At 66.7% G+C, this 16,163-nt stretch carries 11 protein-coding genes and 1 pseudogene; 8 read left to right on the forward strand and 4 right to left on the reverse strand.

The window, feature by feature from the left end; genetic code table 11:
• Positions 1–13 precede the first annotated feature (13 nt).
• On the forward strand, positions 14–568 hold the full coding sequence (locus tag ACIA76_RS06715) for a hypothetical protein (protein WP_397149256.1): 555 nt from the start codon (positions 14–16) through the stop codon (positions 566–568).
• Between the two features lie 190 nt (positions 569–758).
• A complete protein-coding gene (locus tag ACIA76_RS06720; RefSeq protein WP_397149258.1) occupies positions 759–1,682 on the forward strand; it encodes an ABC transporter substrate-binding protein in 924 nt (307 codons plus the stop codon).
• A 271-nt stretch (positions 1,683–1,953) separates the two neighbouring features.
• On the opposite strand, the gene ACIA76_RS06725 is transcribed toward ACIA76_RS06720, so the two are convergent.
• Positions 1,954–2,127: a hypothetical protein gene (locus ACIA76_RS06725; protein ID WP_397149260.1), complete on the reverse strand. Its 174-nt coding sequence runs from the start codon at positions 2,125–2,127 to the stop codon at positions 1,954–1,956.
• 72 nt (positions 2,128–2,199) lie between these two features.
• On the opposite strand from ACIA76_RS06725, the gene ACIA76_RS06730 reads away from it, so the two are divergent.
• The 3 genes from ACIA76_RS06730 to ACIA76_RS06740 are packed head-to-tail and all read left to right on the forward strand — an operon-like array spanning position 2,200 to position 3,864.
• A complete protein-coding gene (locus ACIA76_RS06730) occupies positions 2,200–2,526 on the forward strand; it encodes a hypothetical protein (protein ID WP_397149262.1) in 327 nt (108 codons plus the stop codon).
• Positions 2,507–3,037: a DUF6879 family protein gene (locus ACIA76_RS06735; protein WP_397149264.1), complete on the forward strand. Its 531-nt coding sequence runs from the start codon at positions 2,507–2,509 to the stop codon at positions 3,035–3,037. The genes ACIA76_RS06730 and ACIA76_RS06735 overlap by 20 nt, the downstream gene beginning before the upstream one ends.
• On the forward strand, positions 3,034–3,864 hold the full coding sequence (locus ACIA76_RS06740; RefSeq protein ID WP_397149266.1) for a helix-turn-helix domain-containing protein: 831 nt from the start codon (positions 3,034–3,036) through the stop codon (positions 3,862–3,864). Before ACIA76_RS06735 ends, ACIA76_RS06740 begins: the two co-directional genes overlap by 4 nt.
• Positions 3,865–3,885: 21 nt before the next feature.
• On the opposite strand, the gene uvrA is transcribed toward ACIA76_RS06740, so the two are convergent.
• From uvrA to ACIA76_RS06755, 3 genes and pseudogenes are all read right to left on the reverse strand, one after another.
• Positions 3,886–6,675, reverse strand: a complete 2,790-nt coding sequence (uvrA, locus tag ACIA76_RS06745) for an excinuclease ABC subunit UvrA (protein WP_397149268.1) — start codon at positions 6,673–6,675, stop codon at positions 3,886–3,888.
• Positions 6,672–10,043 (reverse strand): condensation domain-containing protein, encoded by a 3,372-nt coding sequence (locus ACIA76_RS06750; RefSeq protein WP_397149270.1) that lies wholly within the window; start codon positions 10,041–10,043, stop codon positions 6,672–6,674. The genes uvrA and ACIA76_RS06750 overlap by 4 nt, the downstream gene beginning before the upstream one ends.
• A gap of 126 nt (positions 10,044–10,169) precedes the next feature.
• Positions 10,170–10,942, reverse strand: a pseudogene (locus tag ACIA76_RS06755) (phosphopantothenoylcysteine decarboxylase); the annotation flags it as partial.
• Positions 10,943–11,004: 62 nt separating this feature from the next.
• Between ACIA76_RS06755 and ACIA76_RS06760 the strand changes: the two are divergent.
• From ACIA76_RS06760 to ACIA76_RS06770, 3 genes are all read left to right on the forward strand, one after another.
• Positions 11,005–11,808 (forward strand): LysR family transcriptional regulator, encoded by an 804-nt coding sequence (locus tag ACIA76_RS06760; protein WP_397149273.1) that lies wholly within the window; start codon positions 11,005–11,007, stop codon positions 11,806–11,808.
• Between the two features lie 262 nt (positions 11,809–12,070).
• Entirely contained in the window at positions 12,071–12,802 is a 732-nt protein-coding gene (locus tag ACIA76_RS06765) for a TauD/TfdA family dioxygenase (protein WP_397149275.1), read from the forward strand.
• Between the two features lie 135 nt (positions 12,803–12,937).
• A complete protein-coding gene (locus ACIA76_RS06770) occupies positions 12,938–15,892 on the forward strand; it encodes an AfsR/SARP family transcriptional regulator (protein ID WP_397149277.1) in 2,955 nt (984 codons plus the stop codon).
• Positions 15,893–16,163 lie beyond the last annotated feature (271 nt).

The raw sequence follows: 16,163 nt of genomic DNA on the forward strand, positions 1-16,163 counted from the left end.
GACTAGATCGATCTTGAAAGAGAATGTGATGTCATCAAATGGTCTAGGTGTGGTTGATTTTCAACTGTATCTGCTGAAGACGATGCAGCCGCCTGGAGCGCTGCTCGCCGCAGCCCTGGAAGAGCTCGGTTGCACCAGTTCCGATATGGCAGTCGGCTACGAGGGCGTCTCCCGGGAGACCAAGCTGACCGAAGGTGGTTCAGCGGACCGTCTCACAACGATCCTGGACGAAGCCTTCGTGGATCAGCCCAGCGGTATGGGTCGCGAGACTTTCGCATATCATCTCCCTTTGTGGCCGAAATTCACCTTCCTGCTGTCATTCGACTCGACCCGCAAATTTATCTATAAGGGAGAGTTTGTGAGACGCCCCGGCTGCCGAGCCGGGGAAGGGGTAACTTCATGGGATTTTCTCCAAATTGAACTGACTGACTCGTTCGATCAAATCTGCGAGATTGATACCTGGGGCACTTACGACAGCTATACCGCTCGAGACTCGAATCTCGGCGAGCGATGCTTCCTGAGGTTCGCGTGGGGGCTCCTGCAAGAGATCGAGGTGATCAGAGACTAGCTACGAGCGGATTTCGTTATCTCGTTGCAGCTGCGCCCACGTTGAGGCCACAATATTCGGATAGCGACCGTGGCGCACGGGGAGGCTGAGGGCGCGCTGTCGAGCGGTATGCGATATGAATCTTCTTGGAAGGACAGCAGTGAGTTCTTTGGCTATCGGACCTGTCCGAAGCTACACACATCATCCGGTCGTGCGGCTCGCCGCCGCAGCAGCCTCTTTGGCCGCCGCGGCTGGGCTCGCGGCGTGTGGTGGCAACTCCGACGACGGCAGCGGCTGTACCGGCGGTACGAACAAGCTCGTCGTCGGCTCGGCGACATTCCAGGAGTCGAAGATCGTCGGTGACATCTACGCTGAAGCGTTGCGCGCGAACGGATTCACTGTCGATACCAAACTCGGCATCGGCAGCCGGGACGCCTACATTCCGGCATTGCGGCAGTGCTCGGTCAGCGTCGTTCCCGACTACACCGGCAATCTGCTGCAATATCTGGATAAATCAGCGGCGGCCACCTCTGGTTCGGATATCGAGGCTGCGCTGACCACGGCGCTCGGAGACCACCTGGCAATGGGCAAAGCGGCACCTGCTGAAGACTCCGACGCAGTCGTTGTCACCCGTGCTACCGCCGAGAAGTGGAACCTCAAAACGATCGCAGACCTGGTCCCACACGCAGCCGAAGTCACCTTCGCCGCCCCGACCGGGTTCGAGGAGCGTCCGGGTGGTCTGCCAGGCCTGACGAAGAACTACGGCCTCGGCATCGCTGCCGCGCGGTTCGTCCCGGTCGGCGGCGACAACAGCGCCGCCGCCGTCCAGGCGTTGACTTCCGGGCAGGCCATCGCCGCCGATATCTACACCACATCCCCTGCCATCAAGCAAAACAACCTGGTGGTGCTGGAGGATCCCAAGCACAATTTCGCAGCCCAGAACGTGGTGCCGCTGCTCAATACAAGAAAGAAGTCGGACAAGGCGATCCGGGTGCTCAATGCGGTATCGGCGAAACTGACCACCGCCGAGCTACGTTCGCTCAACGATGCGACATCCGGACCCAGGAACACCGATCCGGCCACCGTCGCGAAGACATGGATCGACGCGCAGGGCTTGAATAAGCCTGTCGGATAGGCACTTGCGGGGGTCTACTCCCACTGCTGCCGCGGCACAGCGGTCATCGCAACTTGTCCCGAGCCACCATCGGCCAGCGGTTCCAAGGAGCACGATTCAGCCGCTACATCGAGGTCGATGTGTCAGTCATCCCCAACACTCCTCACGGTCGCGTCGATCGCGGGTCATTTGTCTGGCCCTTTGAGGATGCGGCGGACATCGAACGCCACAATCACGAACACGGTCAACGGGATTCCAGCCGCGACCGCCAAGCCCACCCAATCCGCAAGGCTCACAACGCCACCGCATCGGGTTCGTCTGAGACGGGACGGACCTCCGGCTCGGTCGAGTCCCGACTGCTGAACAGCGCCAGGTAAACCCCTGGACCGGTGTCGGGGTCGTCTCCGTAGTCGTAGACCTCCAGCACGCCACCCTCGAACTCGAAACGCCTTGTGGGTCTGTCCATCTCCGGCCCCTGTTCCGTCGTCGGTTGGGGACTACTCGGGGCCAGGAACACTCTCGATCGGGAGGTCACCTCATGCGTCTCAGATTCCTCGGCAAGAACACCACTGGTCAGCAATCGCCCACCTTATGGGCCTCCGACCATGGCACTTACGTCTGTCAGGGGTGGAAGACCGGCGTGGACGGTCAGATCGAGATACCCCATCGGCTCCTCGAGTTCCTCGAGCCGGGGACGTGCTTGGGTATTCTGCTACAGGACACCGGACATGGCACGTTCATCCTGCAGGGTGAGCCGGTCACCGATCCGGAAGCATTGGCACAGATGGACGTTCCCGATCACGAGTTGGCCGTGGAAGTTCCCGTAGGACAGGAGATTCGCCCCGATGCTCTTGCATCACGGTGAGGATGCGAACCACCTCTTCCGTGAGAACTGGTCTGTAGCGGTTCATCTCGAGCTCCAGGACACCTACGCCACCCCGGAGGAAGACGAGCCGTTTCGCAGGTTCCTGACCGGTGAACCCGATGACTATGCGTGGTTCGCCGGTTGGGCGAACGTCGTCCACGCGGCGACGGAAAGTGGCACGATCATCAGGCGGGTGCGTGTCGTCACCGAACCACACACCGACTACACGCGATTCGCGCTCGCGATAGCCCGGTTGAATGTCGCCGCTGGCGAAGACGTGCGATACATCCCGCGCCACACCATCGACCCGCAACTGCTCAGCGGTGATGACTGGTGGATCTTCGATGACGAGTTGGTGGCCTTCAGCGTGTTCACATCCGATGGCGCGGGTGCCGGTCTGGCAACGACTATCGATCCTGTGATTGCCGCGCATATCCGCTCGGTTCGTGACCGGGTGTGGCCGTTGGGGATTCCCTATGCCGAGTACGCGCCGATCACATCGCAGCAGTGACGCACCCCGATCGGCAAGCCAGGGAAGCTCTCGGTGCTCGCCTACGAGAGATCCGCAAGAACGCCGGATTCACCGCACGCGCGCTCGCCGTCATACACGGGTGGCCCCGCTCGAAGATGTCGAAAATCGAACTGGGGCGGCAGACACCCAGCGAAACCGACGTCAACGCATGGTGCCGATCCTGCGATGCCGTCGACCAGATCCCCGACCTGATCGCGACACTCCGCAATATCGAGACGGCGTACCTCGAGACCAGGCGAATGCGGCTGCCGGTACGGCAACGGCAATCGATCAACTGGGAAGCCGAGACGAAACTGATGCGCTGGTACGAGCCCTGGGTAGTGCCGGGGCTTCTCCAGACACCGGCGTATGCGGAAGCGCTACTCGGCAAGGTGCTGGACTTCTATCACGGCTCTCGGTCCGATCTCGAAGCCATGCTCGCCGCACGAATGGAACGGCAACAGGTGCTGTATCGCGGCGATCATCGGTTTCACTTCGTCATCGCTGAACAGGTCCTGCACACCACGATCGGCGACAATGACGCCATGGTCGGCCAGTTGGACCGACTACTGATTGCGATGACGCTACCGAGGGTGGTTCTTGGTGTGGTCCCGCTCGAGACGGAATACGTTGTCCCGCAATCGAATTTCTGCATGTTCGATCGGCGGAGAGTGCTTGTCGAGACCATCACTGCCGAACTCACGATTACACAGCCTCGCGAACTTGTGCTGTACGAGAAGACGTTTCAAACGCTCGCAGAACAGGCAGTGGTTGGTAACGGGGCACGAGAGCTGATCCGTAAGGCTCTGGAGTCACGCTCTGGATGACTGGCCTCTGCCATCGGAAGGTCACCCACAGACGCCCGAACTGACCGCCGCAGCCCCGGATAGAAAGGGCGCCAACGCACTTCGGGAATCGGCGGCGATTTCCTCCGGCGTGCCCTGCGCGACGATCAGGCCGCCGTCCACGCCGCCGCCGGGACCGAGATCGATGATCCAGTCCGCCGACGCGATCACGTCGACATTGTGCTCGATCACCACCACGGTGTCGCCGCGGTCGACCAGCCGGTGCAGCAGCCCGATGAGCAGACTCACATCGGCGGCGTGCAACCCGCTGGTCGGCTCGTCCACGACGTACAGCGTGCGCGCGGAGTCGACGTCGCGCAGCAGTTCGCGAGACAGCTTGAGGCGCTGGGCCTCTCCCCCGCTGAGCGTCGCACAGCTCTGCCCGAGCCGCAGATGTCCCAGCCCCACCTCGTCGAGCATGCTCAGCGCCCGCGCGATCCGGGCGCGCTCGCCGAAGAAGCCGACGGCCTGGGTCACCTCGAGGTCGAGCACCTCGGCGATGGTCAGGCCGTCCAGCCGCGCCTCGAGCACCTCGGCGTTGTATCGCCGGCCCGCGCAGACCGAACAGGGCACCACCACATCCGCCATGAAATGCATCGGCATCGACTGTTCACCGGAACCGCGGCAGGTCCAGCACTGGCCGGATTCGGCGTTGAACGAGAAACGCGCTGTGGTCCACCGGCGTTCGACCGACAGTGGCAGCCGCGCGAACAGCTGGCGGATCTCGTCGAAGATGCCGATATAGGTCGCCGGTATCGACCGGCTCGACCGTCCCATCGGATCCTGTGCCGCGCCGATCACCCGGCCGAACACCTCATGACCGCTCAGCGTGTCCAGCACATCGTCGCCCGCACCCGACCCACCGCCCAGCGCGGCGGCCACCTCGGGTTCCAGAATGCCCTTCACCAGTGAGCTTTTGCCGCTGCCGCTGGGCCCGGTGACACAGGTCAGCAGATCTATGGGAATGGCCACATCGATACCGCGCAGATTGTGCAGTCGCGCGCCGGTGAGCACGATCCGCGCGGCGGGATCCGGCGTCCGTCGTTCACCGCGCAGGCCGCCCGGCACCAGCGCACCGCGCAGATAGCGGGCGGTCGCCGAGGTGGGGTGGGCCATCACCTCTTCCGGCGTTCCGGCCGCGACCACCTGCCCGCCCGCATTACCCGCGCCCGGGCCGATATCGATCAGGTGATCGGCGCAGCGCATCACCTCGGCATCGTGTTCGACCACGATCACCGTATTGCCCGCATCGCGCAGTCGCCGCAGGCTCTCGATCAGCCGTCCGGTATCGCGGGGATGCAGTCCGATCGAGGGCTCGTCCAGCACATACACGACACCGACCAGTCCGCAGCCGAGTTGGCGGGCGATGCGCAGCCGTTGGCCCTCACCGGCCGACAACGCGGGCATCTGCCGATCCAGCGACAGATAGTCGAGGCCGACCTCGCAGATATGCGAAAGCCGTTGGCGCAGTTCGTGAACGATCTCGGTGACCGCCTCCGCGACGATATCGGGCAGTGCGAGTTTCACGACCTCGTCCAGCCAGCCGGGCAATTCGGCGATCGGCCGCGCCATCACCTCGGTGATATCGAGTCCCTCGAGGCGAACCGCCCGCGCGTCGGCATTCAACCGCGTGCCGTCGCAGTCCGCGCACGGTTCGGTCGTCATGAACCGGTCGTAGTTATGCCTGCGGTCGTCCGCCGCCGCGGACCGCGCGAGCCGATCGATCTGCGGCACCAGACCCGAATCGGTCCGTCCGGGCAGAAAGGAGGCGACCGCGGCGGGTATCGGCCGCGACGTCTCACCGTGCAGCACGATGTCACGCAACGCCGCGGGCAGTTCGGACCAGGGCGTGTCGAGGGTGGCGCCGAACAGGGTCAACAGCTCCGGCAGATCACGTACCGGCCAATACGTCTTCTTGGGCAGGCGCCGCCGGTCGCCGTAGAACGCCAGCGCCCCCGCCCGGATCGAGGCGTGCGGATCGGCGACCATCCTGGCCTCCGACACCGCGATCCGTGTCCCGATGCCCTCACAGCCGCGGCACATCCCGTCCGGGGTATTCGCGCTGAAGAACCGCGACGACACCGCGATCGCCCGGCGCCCGCAGCTCGCGCACACATGGCCGTCCGACAGATGGATCCGGCTCGCGTCCGCGCGCTCGACCACGAGCACGGCGTCGGGCCGGGTGCGCAGCGCCGAGACCTGGCGGCGGATGTGATCGATCGAATCCTGCTGTCCCGCTCGGCCGTTCAAGTCGACCACATCGACCGCGTACCGGTCCGCGAGCGGTGCGCGCCCGTCGGTGATCGGCAGCATCCACCGCGGCACCTGTCCCATGCGGACGGGCCCCTCGCGCACCGCCGCCGTCGCCTGGGCGAGCAGCTCGTCGGTGGTCCGAGGCACCACGTCCGCACCGCAGTGCAGACAGGTGTGCAGCCCCGCCCGCGCGTACAGCAGGCGCAGCAGATCGCCGACCTCGGTGATGCTGCCGACCGTGGAGCGTGGATTGCGCCCCGGGGCATGCTGTTTGACGGCGATGGTCGGGCCGAGCCCGGTGATCGCGTCCACCTTGGGTTTGGGGACCTTGTCCACACCGCGCCGCACATACGGCGACAGGCTCTCCTGATACTGGCGCTGCCCCTCGGCATAGACCGTGCCGAAGGCCAACGAGGACTTACCGCTTCCGGAGACGCCCGTGATCACCGTGATCGACTGACGGGGGATCTCCACGGTGACCGACCGCAGATTGTTCTCCCTGGCGCCACTCACCCGGATCGACACATGGTCTGGATTCACGCCACCGCCCCACATTCGACGAGTTGATCGACGATACCGCGCATCGTCGGCCGCATCAGGAACCGGACGAGTCCGAGTTCGACGCCGAACTCCCGCAGCACCCCCGTCAGCATGGCGGTCACGGCCAGGGAGTCACCGCCCAGGGCGAAGAAGTTGTCGTCGGGTCCGGCCGATTCGCCGCGCAGGACCACCGACCAGATCTTGCGGATCCGTTGTTCCGCCGGGGATATCGCCTCCGATCCGGCCGCGCCGTCGCCCTGGCGGGCCGCCAGCGCGGCGATCGCCGCGCGATCGAGGGTGCCGCGCGCGGTGAGCGGCAGCGCATCGATGACGAGCACGCGCGCGGGCACCATATAGGACGGCAGCCGGTACTGAACCCCGAGCCGGACCTTATCGCCGAACAACTCCTCGCCGGTGCGCGGCACGACCGCGGCCAGGATGTGATCGCCGGAGGAATCCTGTTCGGTCCAGGCGACCGCCCCGCCGACGCCGTCGACCGCGCGGAGCGTGGCCTCGACAGCCGCGAGTTCGACTCGGCAGCCACGAATTCGGGCCACCCGGTCCGCACGACCGACGAATCCGAACCGTCCCTGCGCATCGAGCCAGCCGAGATCGCCGGTGTAGTAGCAGGGCTCGTCCCCGACCGACGGTGCGCTGTTGCGGAACCGCCTGCCGCGCACGACATTCCCGTCGGATACATACCCCGCGCCGATCGGCGCACCGGCGACCACGAGCTCGCCGACCACGCCCGGTGGCACCGATTCACCCCGTTCGTCGACGACGAACAGCGAGGTGTCGTCGATCGGCCGCCCGAGAGGAACGTCCGCACCGGCGGTATGGGTGGTGACCTCGGCGCAGGTGACGTATCCCGTTGTCTCGCACCGGCCGTACCGATTCAGCAACCGGCAGCCCGGCAGGGCGTGGCCGACCTCGGCGAGCAGATCGGCGTCCAGTGTCTCGCCGGTGAAGGCGCAGACTCGCAGACTCGCCAGCGCCGCGGGCGAATCGGGGACCGTGTGCAGCATCGTCCACATCAGCGACGGCGTCACCGACACTCTCGTCCCCTGGTACCGGCGCACCCACTCGGCCGTGATGTGGGCGTCCGAGGCGGGAAGCACCGCGACCGGAACCCCGGCCAGCAGTGCCGCCAGGGTCTCGGAGATCGCGTCGATGGCGCCCGAAAGGCGCTGCACCACAACCACTTCCCCCGACTCGTAGGGGAAGTTCTCCCATGTCCAGGCACAGCGGCCGAGCAGGCTGCGGTGGCGGCCCGCCACGAGTTCGGGCTCGCCGGTCGCGTCGGCACCCACGACCAGCCACGCCGGATCGTCGGGCCGCCGCCGAATCGGCCCGTCGGTGTACGGCGCGGCCACCGCCACGGACTCGGGGGAAATCAGCACGGGCCCTGCCGGATTCGCCGCCCTGCCGCCGATCAGGGCCGCGGCCCGGCAGCCGCGCACCAGCCGGTCGCGCCGCTCGTCGGACCAGTCCGTACTGATCATCACCACCGTCGCGCCGACCGACCAGGTCGCCAGCATGGCGGCCACCGACAGCGACGGATCCGTATCGTCCACGGCCACAATGTCTCCGGGCGAGGTACCGATCTCGACGAGACGGCCGGCGACCCGATCGCGCAGGCGTCCGAGTTCGGCGAAGCTCAGCTCGGTCGCCGAGCCGTACAGCGCGACGGTGTCCGGGCGGCGCGCGCGGACCGCCTCGAACAGGTCGTGGATATCGAGTTCGGCCGCACCGGGACGCGCCGGGGTGTTCGCGTCATCGATGCGCGCGAGTTCGGCCCGCGTCGGCCGCAGGAGTTCACGCACGGTCGTGGTGCCGTTCTCGGGCAGCGCCCACGCGAGGTGTTCGAAGGTGGCGGCGAGGTCTGCGACCTCCTCGCCGGTCAGCACCTCGGTCGCGTATTCCCAACTCAGATGCAGGATTCCGGATACCTTGATCGCCTCGAGCAGCAGATCGAACTTGGCCGTGCCGGTATGCATCCACACCGGCTCGGCGACACAGTCGTCGAGCATCAACGGCACATCGTCGTTGTTCTGCAGGACCATGACGATATCGACCAGCGGCGTGCGGGCCGGATCCGGCGCTCGGCGCGTCCGCACGGCGAGTTCCTCCAGCGGCACACCCTGATGGGTGAAGACGTATCGCCATTCGTCACGCAGCGTCGCGAGCAGCGCAGCGACCGTCGCGTCGAGCGCCGCGGTGACGCGCACCGGCACGGTATTGGTGAAGTAGCCGACGGTCGCATGATCCTGGGGACGGCTGCGGCCCGCGACGACCGTGCCGATCAGCGCGTCCCACTGCCGGGTGCGCCGAGCCAGGCAGATATGCAGCAGCGCGAGCAGCACGACGAACAGCGAGGTGCGCGCCCCGGCGGCGATCCGGACCAGCTTCTCGGTCAGTTCGGGCGGCAGATCGGTGTAGAGGACCTGCCCCTCGAGCGATCGGGTGGGCTTGCGCCGGCGGCCGTCGCCCAGTTCGATCCGGTCGGGCAGCGGCAGCAGCCGCTGCGCCCAGGCCTCCGCCTCCGCCTCGACACCCGCCGAAACCCGTTGCCACTGCGCGAAATCCCGGTAGTCGACCGATTCGCCGGGCCCCGGATCGCCTCCGGCGTACAGGGCGGCCAGTTCGCGATAGATGATGTCCATCGACCAGCCGTCCATCGCGATGTGATGCAGGATCACCTGCAGCAGCCACTCCCGCTCCCCGGTCCGCCAGGTGCGCACCCGCAACAGCCGGCCGCTGGTCAGATCGAACGGTTCCTGGATACCCTGCTCGGCCAGCACCTCGGCCCGCGACCATTCCATGATCTCGCGATGATGCGCGATATCGATCGATGGCGGATCGAATCCGTCCGCCACGACCGCCGGGCGATCCGCCGCGTACCGGGTCCGCAGCGCCGGATGCCGATCGACCAGGATCGCCAGCGCCCGGTCCAGCGCCGCGAGATCGAGCGTCCCCGTCACGCGAAACGCGCCGACGGAGTGATAGGTCGAGCGGTCCCGCTGATACTGCTGGGCCATCCACAGCCGCTCCTCGCCGAAGGACAACTCCCGCGACGCCAGATTCTCGACCTCCTCGGCGGCGTCCTGTTCGATCGAATCCAGCAGCAGCCGGGCCAGCGCCGCACCGGTCGTGCCGTCGAGCAGCGCCTCGAGCACCGTCCCGTCCACCGCGGCGGCGGTGTTGAATTCGAATGCGATCCGGCCCGCGACCTTCAGCGCACGCAGCGAATCCCCGCCCAGATGATGGAAACTCTGGGTCAGGTCCGCACCCTCGATACCCAGGACCTCACCCAGGATCCGCTGCACGGCATCGAGTGCCTCCGAGTCAGTTATCGCAAAGTCAGTCATGCTCAGAACCCACCGTCATACGTCGGAAAACCACACGGGCGCATACGAATCCGAGTATCCGAGCATGGGCGCGCCGGGATAAGGCCCGGACGGGCGCGCAATCGACCTGGATGAACGGCTATGGCCTCATGCGCAGAATGTAGGGCGGCGCAGCTCGAGCAGGGTCGTGACGGCGTCCTGAACACGGTGTGCCAGCAGATGTTTCGACCCGCTGGGCAGGGCGGTCTCGGTGCCCTCACTGCTCAGCAGATGCCCCGCGTTATCGTCGACCTCGAAGGCCAGGCCGTCGCCGACCGCGTTGACCACCAGCAGATCGCAGCCCTTGCGCGCGAGTTTGGCCCGGCCGTGGGTGAGCACATCGCCGTTGGCGTCACCGGTTTCGGCCGCGAAACCGACGATGGTCAGATTCGTGGCGAGTTCGCCCGCGGTGCGCGCGGCCACCAGTCCGGCGAGGATGTCGTGGTTCTTGGTCAACGGCACCGAATGCGGTTCGCCCGCACCCTTTTTGATCTTACTCGCGGAGACGGCCGCGGGCCGGAAGTCGGCGACGGCGGCGGCCATGATCACCACATCCGCGTCGATGGCGTGTTTGCACACCTCGACGCGCATCTCCTCGGCGGTCGTCACGCGCACCGATTCGACGGCCGACGGCGTGCTCAGACCCGTACCGGGCCCGGCGATGAGGGTGACGTGGGCGCCGCGCTGCGCCGCCAGCCGGGCGAGCGCATAGCCCTGTTTCCGGAGCTGCGATTGCTCAGGAACCGGACCGGATCCATGGGTTCGCGGGTGCCGCCGGCGGTGATGATCACGCGCCGCTCGGTCAGATCGTGGCTCAGCGCATCGCGACGCTCCCGCAGCAGTGCGGCGAGCACGGCGATCTCCTCCGGCGGCGCGGGGCGAATCTCGGTGTCGCCGTGCGGTTGTGCGGTCGGTTCGACGACCGCGATGCACCCAATCCGCGGTGAGTCAGCATGTGAAACGGCTGGAACAGGCGATCGGCGTCTGCCTGCTGGAACGCCGCCCGCGCGGGGTCGTGCCCACGGCCGAGGGCCTGGTCCTGCGGCAGGCCGCGACCGACAGCATCGTCGGCCTGGACCAGGCGCTGCGCCGGCTCACCGAACTCGCGCGCGACGGGGTCGGCTCGGTGCGCATCACCACCGGCGCGATCACGGTGCGGCACTTCATGTCCGAGGCGGTCATCGCGTTCCGGCGACGGCATCCGGCCGCCAGTCTGGAGCTGCGGACCAAGACGTCGAGCCGCACCTGCTTCGAATCGCTCGCCGCGGGAACCGTGGATCTGGCCTGGGTCACCATCATCGCGCCGCTGCGCGGTATCGAACAGCGCCCGGTCGTGGAGCTGCCGTGGGTGGTGGCCGTACGCGCGGACGATCCGTTCGCCCGGCGGTCCGCGCTCACCGCCGCCGATCTCGCGCGGCTGCGGCCCATCCTGCCGCCCGAGAACTCCTCCTCACGTGCGCATCTGAATGCGAGCCTGGCCCGGCTGAACGTCACGCCGGGCCCCGATTCCGGCACCGCGGACTGGGATTCCGCGGTGCTGCTCGCCGAACTCGGCATCGGACATGCGCTCGTACCCGCGCTACCGGGCTGGCAATCGGTCGACGTCGCGAATACACCGCTACGCTTCCTTCCCGTTCCGGAGCTGCCCCCGCTGGTGGTCGGCTGGGCGGTGCGCCAGTGGGAAACGCTCGGTCCGCTGGCTCGAGAGTTCGCGGAAACCGTTGTGCGGCACTGTGAGGCTCGATAGCCGAACTCGGATCGAATCTGCGAGTGGTCCTTTCGCATACACTCACGGTGACAGAATTGGTTGACGCCTCGAACAATCCTGTTGATACCACGGAGAACGCAAAGTCATTCCACGATCACTCCCGAGTCATCGGGTCGATATTCAAAGGCCGAATTGCGCGGTGATCAAGAAATGACAATCCCTGTGATACAACATCTTCGGACGGCGAGGAATGGCCACGATCGCATTCCCCGAGGAAGAGAAGGATAGGTGAGCGGCTCCGATGACTGACACCACCATCGAGATCACGCACGAGCTCGCCACGCGGGGATACGCGCTGACACCGGGTCCGCTCACCCCGGATGAGGCCGTCGACCTGGCGAGCCGACTGGGTACCCTGATCCCGCAGACCACCGGGGAACTGGCCTACGAGATCGTGGCCCTTCCGGGATTCGGGAAGTCGCTCGACACTCACTGTCCCCATATCCTGCGCCCGCAAACCCTGCGCCCGCACACCGAGGCTCCCGGCCTGAACCCGCCCCCGCGCTATCTGGCGGTGCACTGCCGAGTGCAGGCCACCTGCGGCGGCGGCCGGACCATGCTCGCCGACGCGCATGCCTTCGTCGCCGGTCTGAGCCGCCTCGCCCAGCGCATGGTGCACGAACGCGATATGCACTGGCCGTCCTATGCGGAGGATATCGAGGTCACCGGGGCGTGGAAGCCGGTGGTCGAGCAGACCGAGCGGGGCACGATCACCCGCATGAGTTGCACGCTGTTGCGGACCGGGTACTACTCGGAGGGCCTCGACGCATGGACCGCCCGGGTGAATCCGCCGCTGGGCACCGACGGCGTGGCACTCGCACAGCAGGTCCTGGACTTCTTCCAGGACAACCACGTATCGATCCTGATCCCCGAGGGCGCGATGGTGATCTGGGACAACCAGCGAATGTTCCACGCGCGCTCCGCGTTCACCGACACCCGCCGCCGCCTCACCCGGTACTGGATCACCGACTGACCGCACGCCTATCACCGAGTTCCGGGAGTTCGCCGGAGCATGATCCCCGCCGATAAGCGGACAAAGTTCCCAGTCGGAACTACACTCCTGCCTGACGCGGCGGCGCGGTGGCCGCGCCGGATGTGAGGGATCGGTGTGGCAACGGAGCAGGATTCCGGTACCAGCGAGACGGCGCCGGAGGTCCTCCGGCTTCGTCTGCTCGGCACGGTGGAGGCATGGCTGGGCGATGATCGGCTCGATATCGCCGCGCCGCAACAACTCACGGTGCTGGCGATCCTCGCCGCCGATCCCGGCCGCACGCTGTCCACTCCGCAGCTGGCCCAGGCGCTGTGGTCCGATCGGCGGCCCACATCGGCGCACGGTGTCCTGCGCAACCACGTCCTGGCCCTGCGCAAGCATTTCGACGCCCACGGCGGCCCGGGCACCGGAACCGAATGGCTCGGCTCGACCCGCGGCGGATATCGGCTCACCCTCGAGGTCCACTCCGATGCGGCCACGGTCGAGGCCCTGATCACGGCCGCCGAATCCGCCCGGCACACGGGCGCATTCGACGCGGCGAACGAGAAGTTGGCCGAGGCCCTGGCGTTATGGCGCGGCGATCCGCTGATCGGCCTGCCGGGGCCGTGGGCGGATAAGGAGCGGTCGAGGCTGCGCCGGTTGCGCTCGGTGCTGCGCGAATCGGCGATGGCCGTGGCGATGGACCTCGGCCACCACAGCGAGGCCATCGCGGAGCTGGAGGCGCTGCTCGCCACCGAACCGCACTGTGAGCGTTGGTATGAACTGTTGATGGTCGCGCTGTACCGCAGCGGACGCCGGGTCGAGGCCCTCGAGGTGTATCGCACCGCGCGCGGCGCACTCGCCGACGGGCTCGGACTGGAACCCGGTCCCCGGCTGGTGCGCTTACATCAGCAGATCCTCTCGGCCCAGCCGCCGGTCGAGACCACCACGGACGAGGCGCCGCGCGGCGAGCAGTCCAGCGTCACGGCGTGGCGACCGTCGCAGCTGCCCCCCGATATCGCCGATTTCGTCGGACGAGCCGATCTGGTCCAGGATCTGACCGCTGTGCTCAGCGCCGAATCCGACGGCCGCCCGGTGGTCGCGATCACCGGCATGGGCGGCATCGGAAAGACCACTCTCGCAGTACATCTCGCACATCGGATCCGCGACCGCTTCCCGGACGGACTGATCTACCTCGACCTCGGCGGTATGGACGAACATCCGCGACCGATCGACATGCTCTCGGCGGTCGCGCTGCGGTCCCTCGGCATCGGCCCGGGTGACATACCTCCCGAGCTGTCGTCGCGAACGGCGTTGTGGCGCAGCGTCGTCGCGGACAAGCGCATCCTGCTGGTCTTGGACAACGCGCGCGATGTCGAACACCTCGCTCCGCTGCTGCCCGGGCCCGGATCCGCCGCGGTGCTGGTAACCAGCCGGTCGAGCCTGGCGGAGCTGTTCGGCGCGCGGCTGGTCCCGCTGGACGTGCTGACCCAGGACGAGGCGTGGATATTGTTGGAGCGCATGGTCTCCACGCATCGGGTATGGGCCGAACCCGATGCCGCGGGCGAGATCCTGCGGGCCTGTGGACATCTGCCCGTCTCGCTGCGGATCATCGGCGCCCGGCTCGCCAGCCGCCCCACCTGGCGACTGGCCTCCGTGGCCGAGCGCCTGGCCGATGAGCGGGGCCGCCTGGCCGAGCTCGCGGTCGGCAACACCACCGTGGAATCGGTGTTCCGGGAAGGCTATCGGCAACTCGACCCCGAACTCGCGCGGGCCTTCGTGCTCTTCGCATTCTCCGAGGCGCCCGATCTGCCGGCCACCGCCGTCGCCGCCCTCCTCGATCGCGACGTCATCGACACCGAACGGCTGTGCGAAACCCTGGTGGATCTGGGCATGTTGCAGTCACCGGAGCTGGGCCGCTACCGATATCACGACCTGCTGCGGCTGTTCGCGCGCGGCGTGGCGGATCAGGCGCAGCGACAGGAGTGGCCGCGCGCCCTGCGCCGACTGACCGACTTCTATCTCGCCACCGCGAAAAACATCGCGCTACACCGTGATCCGGGAGCCGGCATCCAGCATTATGCGTCGACCAGCAGGGCCGGGGAACGGTTCGTCGACGAACGGCATTGCAGCACATGGGCGATGACCGAGAAATTCGCCCTGGTGGCCATTTATCGACAGGCGGCCGAGGTCCCCGATGCCCGAACACGCACGATCGCAGTCGATCTCGCGCTGCTGTTCGCCGTGGCCGGGGATGCCGGGGAACATCTGCCCCAGGTGGCGGAGACGCTCACGGTGCTGAGCCGGGAGGCCGCACGCGACGGTGATCGCCGCACCATGGGCCGCGCCCAGGTGGCGGCCGCCATCGCCCGGCTCGTCGGGCCCGGGGATCTGAGTGCGGTACAGGACCTCCACCAAGCCGGTGCGGTCCTGCGCGAACTCGAGGACTGGGTCGCCGCGGCCATCGCCGAGCAGATGCTCGGCACGGCCGCGGCCTATCAGGGCCAGGTCGATATCGCCGTCGAGCATTTCCACAATTCCATCCAGCTGGTCCACCCGATCAACCTGCGCTGGGGCGAGGGCATGAGCTGGGCGACGATCGCCCGCGCCTATTGCGATGCCGGGCGTTGGTCGGAGGCGCTGCCCGCCGCCGAACGGGCCCTGGGCATCGCGCGCGACGTCGGCAGCCTGCGGCTCGAGTCGATGGCCTTGCACGAGTTGGGATTCGCGACGCTGCACCTCGGCGATCCGAATACCGCCCGCGAGCTGTGCGCGGAGGCGCTCGCCGTGGCGCGCCGCGCCGGCCGCCGCCATCAGGAGGGTTGGGCGCTGATACGGCTGGCCGAGGTGTACCTGCTCACCGGTGACCCGGAGGCGGCGGTCCCGATCGCCGCCGACGCCGTCCGGGCACTCACCGAAGTGTCGGCGACGGTACGCCGCATCCAGGCACTGCGAGTCCACGCCGCCGCCCTGACCGCCGCCGGCCGCACCCGCGAGGCCGAACCGATCCAGCGCAAGGTCGCCCAACTGAGCAGCCGCGTAGGCCTCCCCCTCGCAGAAAGCCCACCCGCAGAGGCCAACCCGGTCCAATAACGATGTAAAGACAGATTGTGTGAATTACTCAGCCAGTTTGTCTGCCACGATTCAACGGCTCGACCGAGTGCTGCGGCAATTCCGCAATACCCCTAAGCGCGGTAAACGTACGGTGAACTATGGGTAAACACTCGGAGTACGAGAATTATGATCATAATTCTCCGAACGTACGATAAACGGTGCTACCCCACCTGAATGTCGCATAGAGACAAGGGAAGCCCATGAGTAGTTTCCGAAATGTTCTTGCATCCATTTCCGCAGTAGTTCTCGG

This window comes from Nocardia sp. NPDC051570, from assembly GCF_044454005.1.
Lineage (GTDB): Bacteria > Actinomycetota > Actinomycetes > Mycobacteriales > Mycobacteriaceae > Nocardia.